Below are 12,898 nucleotides of genomic sequence, written 5' to 3'. Positions count from 1 at the left end.
CTAACATCCACACAGCCGCACAACCTGCAAACCTGCAAACATAAGTTGATGATGACACTATAGCGCAAGTCAACTTCAACAAGCACACAGCCCCGCCGCCTCCCAACAAAGAAGTAGTCAACAGACAGGCGACGCAGACTACTACTTCTGAACAGAAACCAGCACGGTATTATTACTTGTTCTAAGCCGAAGTTAACAACATCTGAACAGAAACCCGCCACAAACAGTCTACGCTCGCATGGTCAACAACAACTAGACACAAAGTAGAAGAAGGCGCTAAGCGATTGTTCCCTTCTTCTTTTGAAATTACTCTTCCCGCAACGCATACAAACACCACATTCAGCCTTCAGCCACAGAGTTAAAAGAATCATCATGCAACCTTACCCGTATGTGCGGTATATTCGCCTACATGGGAAACCAACCCATCCCTATCACGCAAGTCATACAAGTCCTAAACATACTTGAAAGCGAACAGGAACCTGGTGAACCCACGCCTGTGGGCGGACACGGAGCAGGCATAGCCTACCTAAACCAGAAACACACATTCATACTTGCTAAGGTGGGCAAAACAACGAGCAACTTACCAGTCAACGACCTCAAGCAGCAACTATTAGACCCAGCCGCAAGTTCCACTGAGCCCAAAACACCAATCAAAAACCAAAACAGAAACTACAAAGCAAACAGAAAAGTAGAACTTCCACCGCAAAAAAATTTTCTGCACTCATACTAACGAGCCACAGCTAAACAAAGAGAAAAGAAAATATGGTGAAATTACAGGAACCCTAGCTCTTACGTATCGCCAGGACCACTAATGTACGCCCAAGCAGTCACGAGACCCAAAGTAATGAACGCACCAGCAATGCCACTGAAAATCCACTCCAGCCCAAGCGTAGGAAACACCACAGCACTAAGCCAAGGAATCACATACTTCCAAGTCGCATTAGCCACCATGCCAGCAAAGAAACCAAGCAAAGCAAAGGTCCCAATCATCTTAATTCTGTCACCCAAACTTTTTCACCCTTGAAAACAAATAAAACCAAAGACTGCCTTTTCTAACTTACTTACACAAAAACGTAAAAAACCCCCCTGAAACCCCAAGCAATTGCATAGTGAAAATCAACAAACAACGCAAAAACACTTAGAGCATATACTCCCACATATATCCCACAATAATCTCCACGTGTTAGATGCGTAAAAATACAGTTATCTCACGCTATCCTCTTTCGGAGGAAAAAAATTTATGTCAGAAAGATTTGCCAAAAAATGGGGAGAAAGAGAAGAAACCACACCCATCCAATCAAGACTCAAAGAAGCAGTACGACCACCAGGCCCGCTCAAGCCGCGCTTAGACTTCGCCGTACGCCGAATTGAACTCCAAGTCCAACGTTTAGACAACGCAGCAGAAAGATTCACAGAACGCGACAAAACCATATTCGTCCGCATAGTTGAAGCCTACAGCAAACACGACATGCCACGCGCAAACGTCTTCGCCAACGAACTAGCCGAAGTCCGAAAAATGGAAAAAATGATAATGCACGCACGATTAGCACTAGAACAAATCGTACTCAGACTAAGAACCGTAGGCGAACTCGGCGACGTAGTCTCAACACTAGCCCCAGCAGTCGGCGTCCTACGCACAGTCAGAACAGGCATGGCAAGCATATTCCCAGAAGCCGAACGAGAACTAGGACAAATAGGCAACCTACTCAACGGCATCATAATCGACGCAGGACAAAGCACAGGACTAACCATAAACTTCGAATCAGCCAACGAAGACGCCCAAAAGATCCTAACCGAAGCAGCATCAGTAGCCGAACAAAGAATCAAAGAGAAATTCCCAGACCTGCCCGCCGGGATGCCCGCCGTCCTAGGAGCAGAGAAAACAGCGACCTCGGAAACCCAAGGCTAAACCACACAAGCATAAATGAGGTGTAAGAAAATGTCAGCACGACCTACATCCAACCTTTTTCTATACATAGGCAAACCCGTCAAAGACGAATACGGCAGACAAGTCGGCAAAATAGCATCATTCGCAGTCACCCCAAACGGCAGAGTCAACGGAGTCTTCTTAGAACACGGCGACGGAGAATTCCAAAGCTACCCAAGCGACCAGTTCAAAATGGAAGGCGAAGAAATCACACTCACACCCTCAATCAAAATCAGAGTCAAAGCCTTATGCGACGAAATCCCACTAATATGGCGAAAAGACCAAGCACTCAACGACCTAGTCGACAAAAAGAAAATCCCATCTGAAATGTTCACCGAACTGCACAAGAACTTCGAAGGCGCCCTAAACCAACTAAGAACCGACGCCCAAACAAACCTAGACGCCATAGACAAGCAGATTGCAAAGTGCAACTCACAGATAAGAGAACTCAACTCAGCACTCATCAACATCGAAATTGAACGCGAAATCGGCAGAATCGACGACACCGCTTACCAAACCGCTCTCCAGATGGTTCAAGATGGCCTAAAGAAAGTTAACTACGAAAAAACTGACTTGGAATCACTTAGAAGTCAACTCTCGAATCTCTTACTCGGCGACTCCACACTGCCATGGAAAGAACCTGAAACAAAAACAGCATCCACGCCAGCACTGCCCGAGCCCCCAGTTGTAGTGCACGTTAAAAGTGCCAGCAAAACAGGTTAGACTCGACAAAGGAGTGGAGGCAGCGAAAAAGCTTGGTAAGGATTTTTCAGCCTCCACCACAACCCATCAGCGAAGTTATTTCTGAAACTGTTCGAAGACTGAAAACTCAACAACTGCGGTTAGAACAAGCTACAGTTCGTTTGCGTGAGAGAGACAAGGGGCTCTTCAACGCCTGCGTCGCTCAGATAAGAATGAAAAGACAAGAACGAGCAGCAATATCAGCCAACGAGCTGTCTGAAGTTCGCAAAGTTCTGAACATGATAACGCAATGTCAACTTGCCCTTGAGCGAATCATCCTGCGACTTGAAACAATAAAAGAAGTAAGCCAAATAATGGCAGATCTGAAACCTGCATTGCGAAGCTTACGCGCGTTAACGGAAACCATGGTCAACGTCATGCCCGACGTCGCGGCTGAACTTCAAAAAGTGAACGAAAGCATAAACGAGACCCTAGCAGTAACGAAAATGACTTCAGCCGAAGATATAGCGCCGCTAACCCGCAAGACTGAAGCTGGCGAGGAAATCCTCAAAGAAGCGTCAGCTTTTCTGGAAGAAAAATTGACTGAACAATTGCCAGCGCCACCTATGTCTCCTGAAGCAGCGAAGGCTGAGTCCCCTCGAGAAAGCGTCAAGAAACAAATGGTCGCTCTGTCCGCCACGTGCTCTGAAATAACTCAGCCCTCAGAAGAGAGAGAGGATGGAGAACCACAGTCTTACGTGACATACAAAGATCTCAAGCTTCGCGAGGTTTCATACGTAATTGAGCAACAACCACTTGAAGATGTCATTCTGAAATACGCCAAGGAAAAGGGCGAAATCGATCTAGAGCAATGCGCAAACGAGCTAAGCGTACCCCATGAAGACCTAGAGAAGGCGTTGGATAACTTGGGCAAAAAACAGAAAATAGTTATTCAAAGGTGAGAATAGTTGAGTGCTTCTTCAGAATTGGAGAAATCTGCAACCAGCTACGCTATTGAAGCTGTTCGCTTAGATAAGCAAGGCTCTAAAGGCATGGCCATCACCATGTACCAAAAGGCCATCGAGACACTGCTGAAGCTTGTTCAGCTATATCCCGACTACGGCTTGAACAAAGTGTACATTCAAAGAGCTATGTCATATCAAGAAAGAATACGTGCAGTACAAGGCGTGGGCGGCTCATTCGAGCCACAGACAAGCGAGGAAAAGCCACCAACCGAAGAAAGCGTGAACGGTGAGGCTCCCGCGTCGGATGCAAAGAAGGCTTCTTTTGAGGAGTTAGTGCTGAAAGAGAAGCCAATGGTCAAATGGGACGAAGTTGTTGGACTCGAGCCGGCTAAGAAAGCAATCAAAGAAGCCATAGTCTATCCAGTTCAAAGACCCGACCTGTTCCCGCTGGGTTGGCCTAGAGGCATCCTACTCTTTGGCCCGCCTGGCTGCGGTAAGACCTTGCTTGCTGCTGCTGTTGCCACTGAAATCGACGCGGCTTTCTTCTCAGTTGACGCGGCTTCGATTATGTCGAAGTGGCTGGGAGAAGCCGAACAGAATGTTGCCAAATTGTTTAACACTGTGAGGAAGACGGCTGGCGACGGACGACCTGCTGTTGTCTTCATTGATGAGCTGGATTCGTTGATTGGCAAGCATTCAAACGAGGTTGGCGGCGAAGTTCGGATGCGCAATCAGTTTCTTAAGGAGATGGACGGCGTCATCGACAAGGGCAAGAACCTGCATGGTTATGTGATTGGAGCTACAAACAAGCCTTGGGACTTGGACTGGGCGTTTATCAGACGTTTTCAGAAGCGTATTCTGGTGCCTCTGCCAGACTATAATGCCCGCTTGCACATGTACAAGTTGTACACCAGTCATTTGACGCTTGGACCCGACATGGATCTTTACGAATTGAGTCGCATTTCTGAGGGATTCTCAGGCAGTGACATAAGAGATGCGGCTCAGTCAGCTCATCTCAAGGTAGTCGGTGAATTCTTTGAGTCAGGCAGAGCCAAGGACAAGCAGGCTCAGCCGAGGTCGATTGCGATGGAGGACTTTCGAGGTATTCTGGAGACGAGGAAGCCGAGTGTGTCGGTGGATATGGTTGCTTCGTATAACAAGTGGTTTGATGCGTTTAAAGCCCTCTAAACTCCCATTTTTTGTTTGTTCCATATGGCGAGCGAGTTGATTCATGTTAACGTGGTTGACCAGCATGGCTCACGGGTTGGACAGGTTTGGAGAAGTATCACTCGTAAAATTTTACGTGTTTTTCGAGTGGATTCCTTTCTCTCTTTCGACCCCTTCTCCAAACCCCAATAACCCTTTCTTGTGTGTTCGTCAATTTGATAGTTTAGTGTGATTTTGCGTTATTCAACGTGACGTAGGGTTGCTTTGTGTGATTCTGTGTGATTTCTGGTGACTTGTGTGAATTTGCGAGTTTTAGCTTGTTGGTTTGTTTGGGGTTGTGATTTTGATTTGGATGTTTTCGTTTCCTGTGGGTTGTGTTCCTTTTAGTGTGGAGAGGATGGCAAGGAGTACGTTTCGTGTGATTTTTTGGACGTATGGGTTAAGTGGCAGTGGTTTTCCGTTGATGTCGATGCTTGTCGAGACTGTGGTCTCTCGTCTTTTGGTTATTATTGGGTTTATGCGTTGGTCGATTATTTGGATGAGTTTTTCTGTTTCTTTTTTGATGTCGACTGGGGGAGTCTTGAGTTCTTTGAACTCGGCTTTGGGTGACATCGTTGTGAAAGCTAGGATGGGCTTGAAGACTTGGGTTGCTTCTTCTATCTCTTGTTTGTTCTTGGCTGTGACGATTTTGGGCACGGTTAGGTCTTGGTCGATTAGTCCTCTGAAGCCTTCGAGAACAATGACTTCTGTTTTGTCTTCGCAGTGTTTTGTTATGTCGCTTAGGGTGAGTTGAGATGTGTCCAACTTGTTGATTGTGGCGAGCTCGCTTGCTGAAACGGCGAGCGTTATGTGTGCGCCTGCTTTCGTGTGTCTCCAAGTGTCGCGTCCTTCGGTGTCAATTGTGAAATTTATGTCGTGGATGTGTTTGGCTGTGGCGACACGGTAGCCTTTCTTGGTTAATCCCCTAACCACGGTTTCAACTGTGGCTGTTTTACCTGAGTGTCGGCTTCCCACGACTGCTATTACCGGAATACTTAATGGTGCCTGCATGGTGCTCTGGTTCCTTTAAGGGTCTTTTATTGAATGGCTGGTTGTCTTGAAATAAGCGTTTAAGCGTTTCTGATTTGCCGTTTTTGAGTAGCTACTCTTAAATAGGTTACGTGCTTATCTCGCTGGAAGGCGAACACCGATGAATTCCAAGATGATAACTCTTGTCATAACAATGGCGGTCCTAGGAAACGTCCTCTCACTCCTTCCTATAGGGCTCACTCGTGTCGGCCAAGTCGGCTTCGATTTTTCTCTTGTAACAACGCTTATAATCGCTTTGTACGGAGGTCCTGCGCTGGGTTTTATCACAGGGTTCGGGGGAGGCATTAGCGCGGGAGTTTTATTCGGGCCGATGGGACAGCTCTCATGGCTGGGCATGATTGGCTTGCCTATTGGTAAGGCCCTCACGGGGCTGACCGCGGGGTTGCTTTTCAAGGGCTTTCATGTCAGTAAGAGTCCGCATCCATCTACGCGTGCAATACCGTTTGTCTTGCTCGGATATGTGCCCGAGTTCTTGTTCACGGTCTTCTTCTTTCTTGCGTTGATTCCTTTCTTCTTCGGTTGGCTGAGTGTCCCCCTTGTGATCTCCATATCAATCAAGGCTTGGATGGAGCTAGGAGTAATGAGTGTTCTTATCGGGGCACTTGCAGGCAACAGCGGATTCCGCGATTTTATATCCGCCTTTTTCGATTCCCACCTCTCCCAATAAGGCTCAAAAGGGTTTCAACTGGTAATCAGTCGTTGTGAGCAGGTCCTATGGATTAGATGTGCTGCGCGATGCCTGACGTTATCAGACTGGCAGTTACAAGTTATCTGCGGTAAGGAATCCTTTCTTGTTATTCTGGACTCGTTTTATGTTTCCATGGGCGTTCCGTATGATTCCTTGAAGAATATTTCTGTGAAGGTTTTTCTTTGTCTTGCTTGTGGAGCTTCGTCAGCGACGCCGATGGGCAACAATGCGATAACCGCAAGGTTCTCTGGGATCTTGAGAATTCTTTTGACTTCGTCTTCGTTGAATGCACCTATCCAGCATGTTCCGTAGCCTAAAGCCGTTGCAGCCAGAACCATGTGCTCTACTGCAATCATTGGTTCTTGCCTGAAAGGTATTCTAGTAGACGAAAGCGTGTAGGGCAGCTTGGCTGCGGACGTGAGCGGGTCACCTATGGCTATGACCACTGTGTCAGCGTCAGCTATGAATTTCTGATTCCTAGCTGCATTTGACAGGTTTTTCTTTGTTTCAAGGTCTCTCACGATTATGAAATACCAGGGCTGACGGTTGCCTCCAGAGGGAGCCAAGCGTGCAGCCTCCAAGATCTTCATCAAGTCCTTTGTGGGTAACGGTTCTTGTTTGAACCTACGTATGCTTCTTCGTTCTTTGATTGCTCGGAACAAGTCCATGACGTTCAGCTCCGTGAATGCAGAACCTACTTCTCAGCATCTTTCCGATAAAAGCGTTGAAGTTGCTGTTCAGCGACTGCTTAAGTTATAGCAGCTTCTGGCTAGTCTTAGATTCCGTGCATGGAGACGGAGACCGTCGCAATTTTAGCCTGCCCATGAGTTTTCGCCTCAACATAATTCCCGGAGCCCTTGTTTACGTCAAGATCGGTGACTCGAAAGCATGCTAACCTACAGAATTTTCAAACCCATGGATCGTTTGAGAACCTCAGAGTTAGTCCTGCCAGCTTTGAGTACGCTTCCTGTGTCAACATTGCATACCGAGACAACCGCTGGCGCAAACAAATGTGGATCGATTTTATAGAAGTCGTAGTTGGCGTTCTTGAAAACTTGCTGGAAAGGCTGTCCGTAACCTTGGGAAGCTGAAGATGGTGCTTGCTTAACAATGCCTTCAAGCTCTTTATCGGTATAGCCCGATATGTCGTAGTGAGCAAATCCAGCGTAGAGAATGGCGTCGTTGGTTCGACCCATAGCTACAATGAACTTGGGATGTACGGGCGCAATGGGCGCCAAGCCATAAGCATTCAGCACTTTCTTAGGGTCTACGCCTATCTTCATAAGTTTGTGCAGACCAGTCTCCACGACACGCCCAGAAACCTGAGTTGAGCCAGCTATACTCGTGGTTGGCACAAGGATCAAAGATAGATTGCTCGCTGAAACCTTGCAGCTCTTGGCAATTTCCTCTATCACAGTTACCGGAGGCTCGGTGCTTGTTTCAAGCACCATAGCAGTTGAGTCATGCTTATCGCGATAAGCGATTTCTTCGTATAATTGTCGGTTTTTTCTCGCTAATGCTCGGGCTGGTCCAGAACCGATAGCTGAGAACTCGTCTTGCTTAATCCGCCAATCGGCAAACTGAGAGCCCAGAGTCGATATGGCTGGATGATTTGTGTGAACGAAAACAGAGGGCAAAATCAGATCGTCATACTGCATTACGCATATCTTGGCTTTTCCTAGTCCTCCAAGGCAGATTTCGGTTATGATCTTTCCAGCCTGAAATCCGCCTCTCGCCTCGATTCCGGCGTCGATGAGCGTCGCACCTCTTCTGTGCACTTTAACAGTGACGCCGTATTCGTCTGCATTAGCGCGTAGCTTGTTTACAAGCATCAGTGCTTTTCTGTTCACGCTGAGCTTTGTTGTTGACACCAGTTGACCCACGGAACAGAAGTCTATAGAAACTGCTCATAAAACTTCAGGTGCGGGTTTGCTGCCTTTGAGACGTACAGCTTGCCTTCACCTTCCTCAACCGTGTCGCCAATGAACATGTAGAACGGACCAGTGATTTCTTCTCCGTCCACCTTGACCTTTGGCTTGAGACTGTCAATCAAGAAGGTCGGCAGAACCTCGTTCAGTCTGCCGTTGACAATCACCTTTCCGCCGGTCATTTCCGCGCCTACTCTGCCGCTTGAGCTGCCCGTGATGAATATTGTACCGTTTCTCATATGTACGCCAGCAAACTGAGCCGTGCTGCCATAGATTTTGATCAATCCCTTTCTCATGAAGCAGCCAAGTTCGTTTCCTGCGTTTCCATGGATTATGATGGTGCCGCCGCGCATGCCTTTGACGCTGCCTCTGTAGGCTGCGCCGACGTAGTCGCCTGCATTTCCCTTGACTTCTATTGTTCCATCTTTCATCATGGCGCCTAGCCATGAATCAGCGTTGCCGCCAACTGTGATCTTGCCGCCCTTCATCTCTTCGCCTGTGTGCAAGCCTGCGTCTCCGAAGACCATGATTTCTCCCGCTGACATGCCTGAGCCAATTCGCCTGACTCTACTTACATCGCCGTGGAGATGGATGCTCTGTTCTTCAGGTTTTGCTGTTGGCTCGCCTTCGATCTCGAACAGTTCACCTATTGTGCGTTGTTTGTTTCCTTCCCACATAGGCAACTTAGATATTTCACCCAAGGTCTTACCAGCAAAAGAGTCGGGCGATAAATAGTCAGCTTCGACGGGAGCTTTGAACACGTATTTTGGGCGTAAGCTGACTACGGCGATTATGGTTTAGACCTCCGTCCTAATGTGGATTGGATGTGAATTGGTGAGATGATGTTCCGGCACAATGTAGTTTTCATATTGCACTGTGTAGTAGTCCTCAAAGGCTTCCTTAAGCCTTGGTGACATCTCCATTTTTGGATTAGACAACTCCGGCTTGACCCAGAAGGTTCTGCCGTCAACAGGTTTGACGATCTCGCCGTCTCTAACTACAATCTGGCCGTCTTTGATCGTGTATGCAGCTTTCTTGAAAGCTTTACGAACCAGCTTGTATTGTTTAGATGGGTCTACTTGCTCTGGGTTGACGTTGTAAACAGCTATGTCGGCGTCTGCTCCTACGCCTAAATGACCTTTGTTGCTCAGCCCTAGGGACTTTGCCTGCCCAGCTCTTGTAGCGATTGCCAACTCGTAAAAGGTGTACTCTCTGTCTATGGTTGGCAAAAGGCTCTTGTGTCTAGCCCGCTTGCTGACTTTATTCAGCAACTTCTCTCTTGCGGTTCTGCTCATGAGCCAAGTTATAATTTTGGGGTAGAAGATGAAAGGCGCAGCGTTTGGATGATCTGTTGTCATATAGATTTTCCACGGGTCTTTGATCAACAGTGCCAGTTCCAGACCAATTGACCACTGTGTGGCATGAACAAAACTGCTACGTTTGTAGGTGAACGGTACTATGCCAGCGCTTGTCTCTGTTTCAACATCGTTGTTTATCCATTTGTTGTGGCTAAGCTGATAGAGAATGTATTGGAACGGTCCATCCGCGGTCATGGTTGTCGTGTCCGTGAAAACAACTTGCCCTATGTCTGTGGTGACGTGGCTATGGTTGTTCACGTATTTTGCGATTTCATCGGCTCCTGATTCGAAGGTGCGCCAGTCGCTTCCCTTGAATGAACTGAACTGGCAGTGAGTCACGTGCATCACTGGTTTATCGTTGTTGGCTAGGTTTTCAACACACTTCATAGTTTCTAGGCAAGTTTCGTAGTTGCCTGGTTTCCCCAAGTTGTTTGTATGCACGTGAATCGTATGGGGTAAGTGAAGTAGCTTGTTGACCTTGCAGAGCCCTTGTATGATCTCCTTGGGCGTGATGCCAAAATGCGGTACGGTGTCGTCTATGTTTCTTACATTCCTCCCGAAACCCCATGCTTCAAGTCCGCCTGGGTTGACCAGTTTTATTGCGTAACCTCTTGTGGCTTCCATAGTCCAAGCCACATAGGCAGCAGCGTCTTCTATCATGCCTTTCTGAAGAGGTTCCAAAACAAACCAGCAGTCATTCAAAAGCGGAAAGGCAGCTTTGTCTATCATGGGTGTATCGTTCAATTCTTCATGCACGTGACGAGCCATTAGCGGTGGCATCGCGGGTTCCATGACTGTGGTGTAGCCCATTCGAGCATATCGATAACCTGTAGTAAACGTTGAAGGAACGGAGCGACCAACACCTGCGCGGGTCTTCTCAGTTTTGGGTTCCACATCCTTATAATGATCCTCTGGTCTAAGCAAGCGTCCTGCGTTAACCTTGGGTCCAGCTATATGAGAGTGGATGTCCACGCCACCAGGCATCACAATCATGCCAGTAGCATCAACTATTTTCTTTCTTTTACCACTCAGTTTGTCAACTACTTTGCCGTCTTTGACTGAGACGTCCATCTTTTCTCTGTTGATCCCATTGATGGGGTCGTAAACGAACCCATTCTTGATTAGCAGTTCAGCCATTCGCTACGACCTCTTCCTTGCTCTTCTTGATTCGACGCACTTCACGAAGAATCTTGGTTAATATCTCCCCATCTGAGAGGAAAGCTCTAGGCGGCTTCACGACTTTCTTCAACGGTAACGGTACTCTGTCCATCCTGTAAGCAGTGCCTTCTGCCTCTATGCCCGCAATGGCGCATGGAAACAAGATGTCCGCGAGCAAAGAGGTCGCGTTCATTTCTGGGTCTATCACAATAAGCGGTTTCTCTACGAGGTTTTTCACCGCTTCCTTAGGAAAATGCGCCACGGGATCGGAAGCCACAATCACAGCAGCGTCTGATTCACCGCGACTCAAAATATCGACAACCGACGTTTCACCAGGATTGTACCGTGGATAACCACGCGACATGTCCACCGCGAACGGATAGCCAGTCTGCCAAGTTGAAACTATGTTGGCTCCAGTGACATTGTAATGTCCGCGCATAGGCATGATAATGAACTTAGTGTACTGGTTCAAATCCCGAACCAAAGATATGCCTGCTTCAATATTGCGCAGTTTGCCCTCACTCATGGTTAAGCCGACGCCGAAAAACAGCACACCAAACTCACAGCTGACGAGCACGTCGACTAGGTCTTCTAAGACCTCAACTGGCACGCCGCCAACTTGATCGACCTGCAACTCCTCTTCTTTCAGCAGGGCGCGCAAGGCTTGAAACACTTCATAGTCCGTGTTTGGCTCAACTTGCAGGAAACAATCGGCTATGTCGGCAGATCGCGTTCTGCGCACGTCGACAACGATCATTTTTCTTTCCTTTTCAAGCAAGGATGAAGGCAGTTGCCGCGGTCTCTCTTTGGCAACGCTTGTTTCAGCGGCTGCTTCATGAATTTCTTCCGCTAATCTGCATGCTCTTTCTACTCTTTTCTTTGATCGATATGCGCTAAGGCCTGAGAGATATTTGTGCCATTCACTGTGACGAAATCTGCCTTCAGTGAAGTTGGTGTATCTCTCAATATGCCTCGGATGCGCACTCCACGGATTACTGCCCCAATAAAGAACCAAGTCTGCCCGATGCCGAACCTGGCCCAATGTGGAAGTTGAAAACCCTACGTCTTGAATACTCAAAACTGATGGGCCATGGCAAACCGTTGAGGTATTGTCAATCACGCCGCCAAGTTCTTCAGCCAGTTCCACTCCAACTCGCGTGGCTTCACAACTTGTGTTGGACCAGCCGTATAGAATCGGATAGAACGCTTGTGCCAGAATTTCAGCACTTTTTTGGATCGCTTCCTTCATTGAGACTTCTACAAGTTCGCCATTTCTGCGTATGAGTGGTTTCAAGGGTCGATGGCCTGAGTAGCCTAGGAACTTGGATTCGCCCATGCCGCAAGCGTTCTTCACTTTGGTTACAACGTTGTTCTCAACTTCGATTTCCAGATCGTCGCAGAGCGAGCCGCACACCGGACACGTGACGTTCGAGATAACTGTCATTGAGACCTTCACTTCTTGCCGTAATGAGTCAGAAGCAATTCCTGTAGAGTCAGCACTCTTGAATCGTCGTCAGCAGGTTCGACAACTGCTTCAATGCCCTTGAAAGAAGGCATACCTGTACCATGGGTCTTTGAACCAACTATAACGCTTGCCCACGGTCCGTACGGAACAAAGACACTGCCGGGATGCGGTCCACGCAATGATTTTATGGCTCGCACCGCAACTGAACCGTAGCTTGTCGTGACTTTCACTGTTGTCCCGTCTTTAATGCTTAGTTTCTTCAGGTCTTCTGGGTCGATTTCACAGGTCGCCACGCTTTTCCTGTATCGTTCAGAAAGTTTGCCGTATTCCTTTCCCTGTCCTTGGCGCAATGTTCGACCCGTAAGAAGCGTCACTTTCAAACTGGGCATTGTGATTCTCCAAACATCAATATTGAAGCTTTGGCGTGGGTGTTGAAAAATCTACTAACCAGATTGCAACCTATTAAGCTTAC

General features: G+C 47.7%; 15 protein-coding genes. 7 read left to right on the top strand and 8 right to left on the bottom strand.

Annotated elements, in window-relative coordinates:
* Positions 1-409: 409 nt before the first annotated feature.
* Positions 410-730, top strand: coding sequence for a hypothetical protein (locus VJ249_10785; GenBank protein HKZ95045.1), 321 nt, complete (start codon positions 410-412; stop codon positions 728-730).
* A 59-nt stretch (positions 731-789) separates the two neighbouring features.
* Here VJ249_10785 and VJ249_10780 read toward each other — a convergent pair whose 3' ends face one another.
* On the bottom strand, positions 790-1,008 hold the full coding sequence (locus VJ249_10780; protein ID HKZ95044.1) for a hypothetical protein: 219 nt from the start codon (positions 1,006-1,008) through the stop codon (positions 790-792).
* A 232-nt stretch (positions 1,009-1,240) separates the two neighbouring features.
* Here VJ249_10780 and VJ249_10775 point away from each other — a divergent pair, with 232 nt between their 5' ends.
* Genes VJ249_10775 through VJ249_10760 form a run of 4 tightly spaced genes read left to right on the top strand, consistent with a single transcriptional unit; the run spans position 1,241 to position 4,761 of the window.
* Positions 1,241-1,909: a Snf7 family protein gene (locus VJ249_10775; GenBank protein ID HKZ95043.1), complete on the top strand. Its 669-nt coding sequence runs from the start codon at positions 1,241-1,243 to the stop codon at positions 1,907-1,909.
* A gap of 30 nt (positions 1,910-1,939) precedes the next feature.
* Positions 1,940-2,650, top strand: coding sequence for a CdvA-like protein (locus VJ249_10770; GenBank protein HKZ95042.1), 711 nt, complete (start codon positions 1,940-1,942; stop codon positions 2,648-2,650).
* A 32-nt stretch (positions 2,651-2,682) separates the two neighbouring features.
* Complete coding sequence (locus tag VJ249_10765) at positions 2,683-3,570, top strand: hypothetical protein (GenBank protein HKZ95041.1); 888 nt, start codon at positions 2,683-2,685, stop codon at positions 3,568-3,570.
* 6 nt (positions 3,571-3,576) lie between these two features.
* Entirely contained in the window at positions 3,577-4,761 is a 1,185-nt protein-coding gene (locus VJ249_10760) for an AAA family ATPase (protein ID HKZ95040.1), read from the top strand.
* Between the two features lie 291 nt (positions 4,762-5,052).
* Here the strand turns inward: VJ249_10760 and mobB are convergent, their stop codons facing one another.
* Positions 5,053-5,790, bottom strand: a complete 738-nt coding sequence (gene mobB / locus VJ249_10755; GenBank protein HKZ95039.1) for a molybdopterin-guanine dinucleotide biosynthesis protein B — start codon at positions 5,788-5,790, stop codon at positions 5,053-5,055.
* Positions 5,791-5,929: 139 nt separating this feature from the next.
* On the opposite strand from mobB, the gene VJ249_10750 reads away from it, so the two are divergent.
* Positions 5,930-6,496, top strand: a complete 567-nt coding sequence (locus VJ249_10750; GenBank protein HKZ95038.1) for a hypothetical protein — start codon at positions 5,930-5,932, stop codon at positions 6,494-6,496.
* A gap of 143 nt (positions 6,497-6,639) precedes the next feature.
* On the opposite strand, the gene VJ249_10745 is transcribed toward VJ249_10750, so the two are convergent.
* Positions 6,640-7,185 carry a nitroreductase family protein gene (locus VJ249_10745; protein ID HKZ95037.1) on the bottom strand — a complete coding sequence of 182 codons (546 nt, stop codon included), beginning with the start codon at positions 7,183-7,185 and terminating at the stop codon, positions 6,640-6,642.
* A gap of 17 nt (positions 7,186-7,202) precedes the next feature.
* Here VJ249_10745 and VJ249_10740 point away from each other — a divergent pair, with 17 nt between their 5' ends.
* Positions 7,203-7,412 carry a hypothetical protein gene (locus VJ249_10740; protein HKZ95036.1) on the top strand — a complete coding sequence of 70 codons (210 nt, stop codon included), beginning with the start codon at positions 7,203-7,205 and terminating at the stop codon, positions 7,410-7,412.
* A gap of 1 nt (position 7,413) precedes the next feature.
* Here VJ249_10740 and mch read toward each other — a convergent pair whose 3' ends face one another.
* The 5 genes from mch to VJ249_10715 are packed head-to-tail and all read right to left on the bottom strand — an operon-like array spanning position 7,414 to position 12,815.
* On the bottom strand, positions 7,414-8,388 hold the full coding sequence (gene mch / locus VJ249_10735; GenBank protein ID HKZ95035.1) for a methenyltetrahydromethanopterin cyclohydrolase: 975 nt from the start codon (positions 8,386-8,388) through the stop codon (positions 7,414-7,416).
* Between the two features lie 23 nt (positions 8,389-8,411).
* Entirely contained in the window at positions 8,412-9,236 is an 825-nt protein-coding gene (locus VJ249_10730) for a formylmethanofuran dehydrogenase subunit C (GenBank protein HKZ95034.1), read from the bottom strand.
* A 6-nt stretch (positions 9,237-9,242) separates the two neighbouring features.
* Complete coding sequence (locus tag VJ249_10725) at positions 9,243-10,940, bottom strand: formylmethanofuran dehydrogenase subunit A (protein HKZ95033.1); 1,698 nt, start codon at positions 10,938-10,940, stop codon at positions 9,243-9,245.
* Positions 10,933-12,405: a formylmethanofuran dehydrogenase subunit B gene (locus VJ249_10720; GenBank protein ID HKZ95032.1), complete on the bottom strand. Its 1,473-nt coding sequence runs from the start codon at positions 12,403-12,405 to the stop codon at positions 10,933-10,935. The genes VJ249_10725 and VJ249_10720 overlap by 8 nt, the downstream gene beginning before the upstream one ends.
* Positions 12,406-12,413: 8 nt before the next feature.
* Positions 12,414-12,815, bottom strand: a complete 402-nt coding sequence (locus tag VJ249_10715) for a molybdopterin dinucleotide binding domain-containing protein (GenBank protein ID HKZ95031.1) — start codon at positions 12,813-12,815, stop codon at positions 12,414-12,416.
* Positions 12,816-12,898 lie beyond the last annotated feature (83 nt).

The sequence above is a fragment of the Candidatus Bathyarchaeia archaeon genome, from assembly GCA_035283685.1.
GTDB lineage: Archaea > Thermoproteota > Bathyarchaeia > Bathyarchaeales > Bathyarchaeaceae > DATETJ01.
Note: the sequence above shows the minus strand (reverse complement) of the source record. Positions and strands in the feature narration are given on the sequence as shown.

What these genes read in the sequence shown, in the direction of transcription:
- VJ249_10770 (HKZ95042.1), top strand. Translation starts at nt 1,940, where the DNA reads ATGTCAGCACGACCTACATCCAACCTTTTTCTATACATAGGCAAACCC.
- VJ249_10750 (HKZ95038.1), top strand. Translation starts at nt 5,930, where the DNA reads ATGAATTCCAAGATGATAACTCTTGTCATAACAATGGCGGTCCTAGGA.
- VJ249_10785 (HKZ95045.1), top strand. Translation starts at nt 410, where the DNA reads ATGGGAAACCAACCCATCCCTATCACGCAAGTCATACAAGTCCTAAAC.
- VJ249_10720 (HKZ95032.1), bottom strand. Translation starts at nt 12,405, where the DNA reads ATGACAGTTATCTCGAACGTCACGTGTCCGGTGTGCGGCTCGCTCTGC.
- VJ249_10745 (HKZ95037.1), bottom strand. Translation starts at nt 7,185, where the DNA reads ATGGACTTGTTCCGAGCAATCAAAGAACGAAGAAGCATACGTAGGTTC.
- mobB (HKZ95039.1), bottom strand. Translation starts at nt 5,790, where the DNA reads ATGCAGGCACCATTAAGTATTCCGGTAATAGCAGTCGTGGGAAGCCGA.
- VJ249_10715 (HKZ95031.1), bottom strand. Translation starts at nt 12,815, where the DNA reads ATGCCCAGTTTGAAAGTGACGCTTCTTACGGGTCGAACATTGCGCCAA.
- VJ249_10775 (HKZ95043.1), top strand. Translation starts at nt 1,241, where the DNA reads ATGTCAGAAAGATTTGCCAAAAAATGGGGAGAAAGAGAAGAAACCACA.
- VJ249_10740 (HKZ95036.1), top strand. Translation starts at nt 7,203, where the DNA reads ATGCAGAACCTACTTCTCAGCATCTTTCCGATAAAAGCGTTGAAGTTG.
- VJ249_10725 (HKZ95033.1), bottom strand. Translation starts at nt 10,940, where the DNA reads ATGGCTGAACTGCTAATCAAGAATGGGTTCGTTTACGACCCCATCAAT.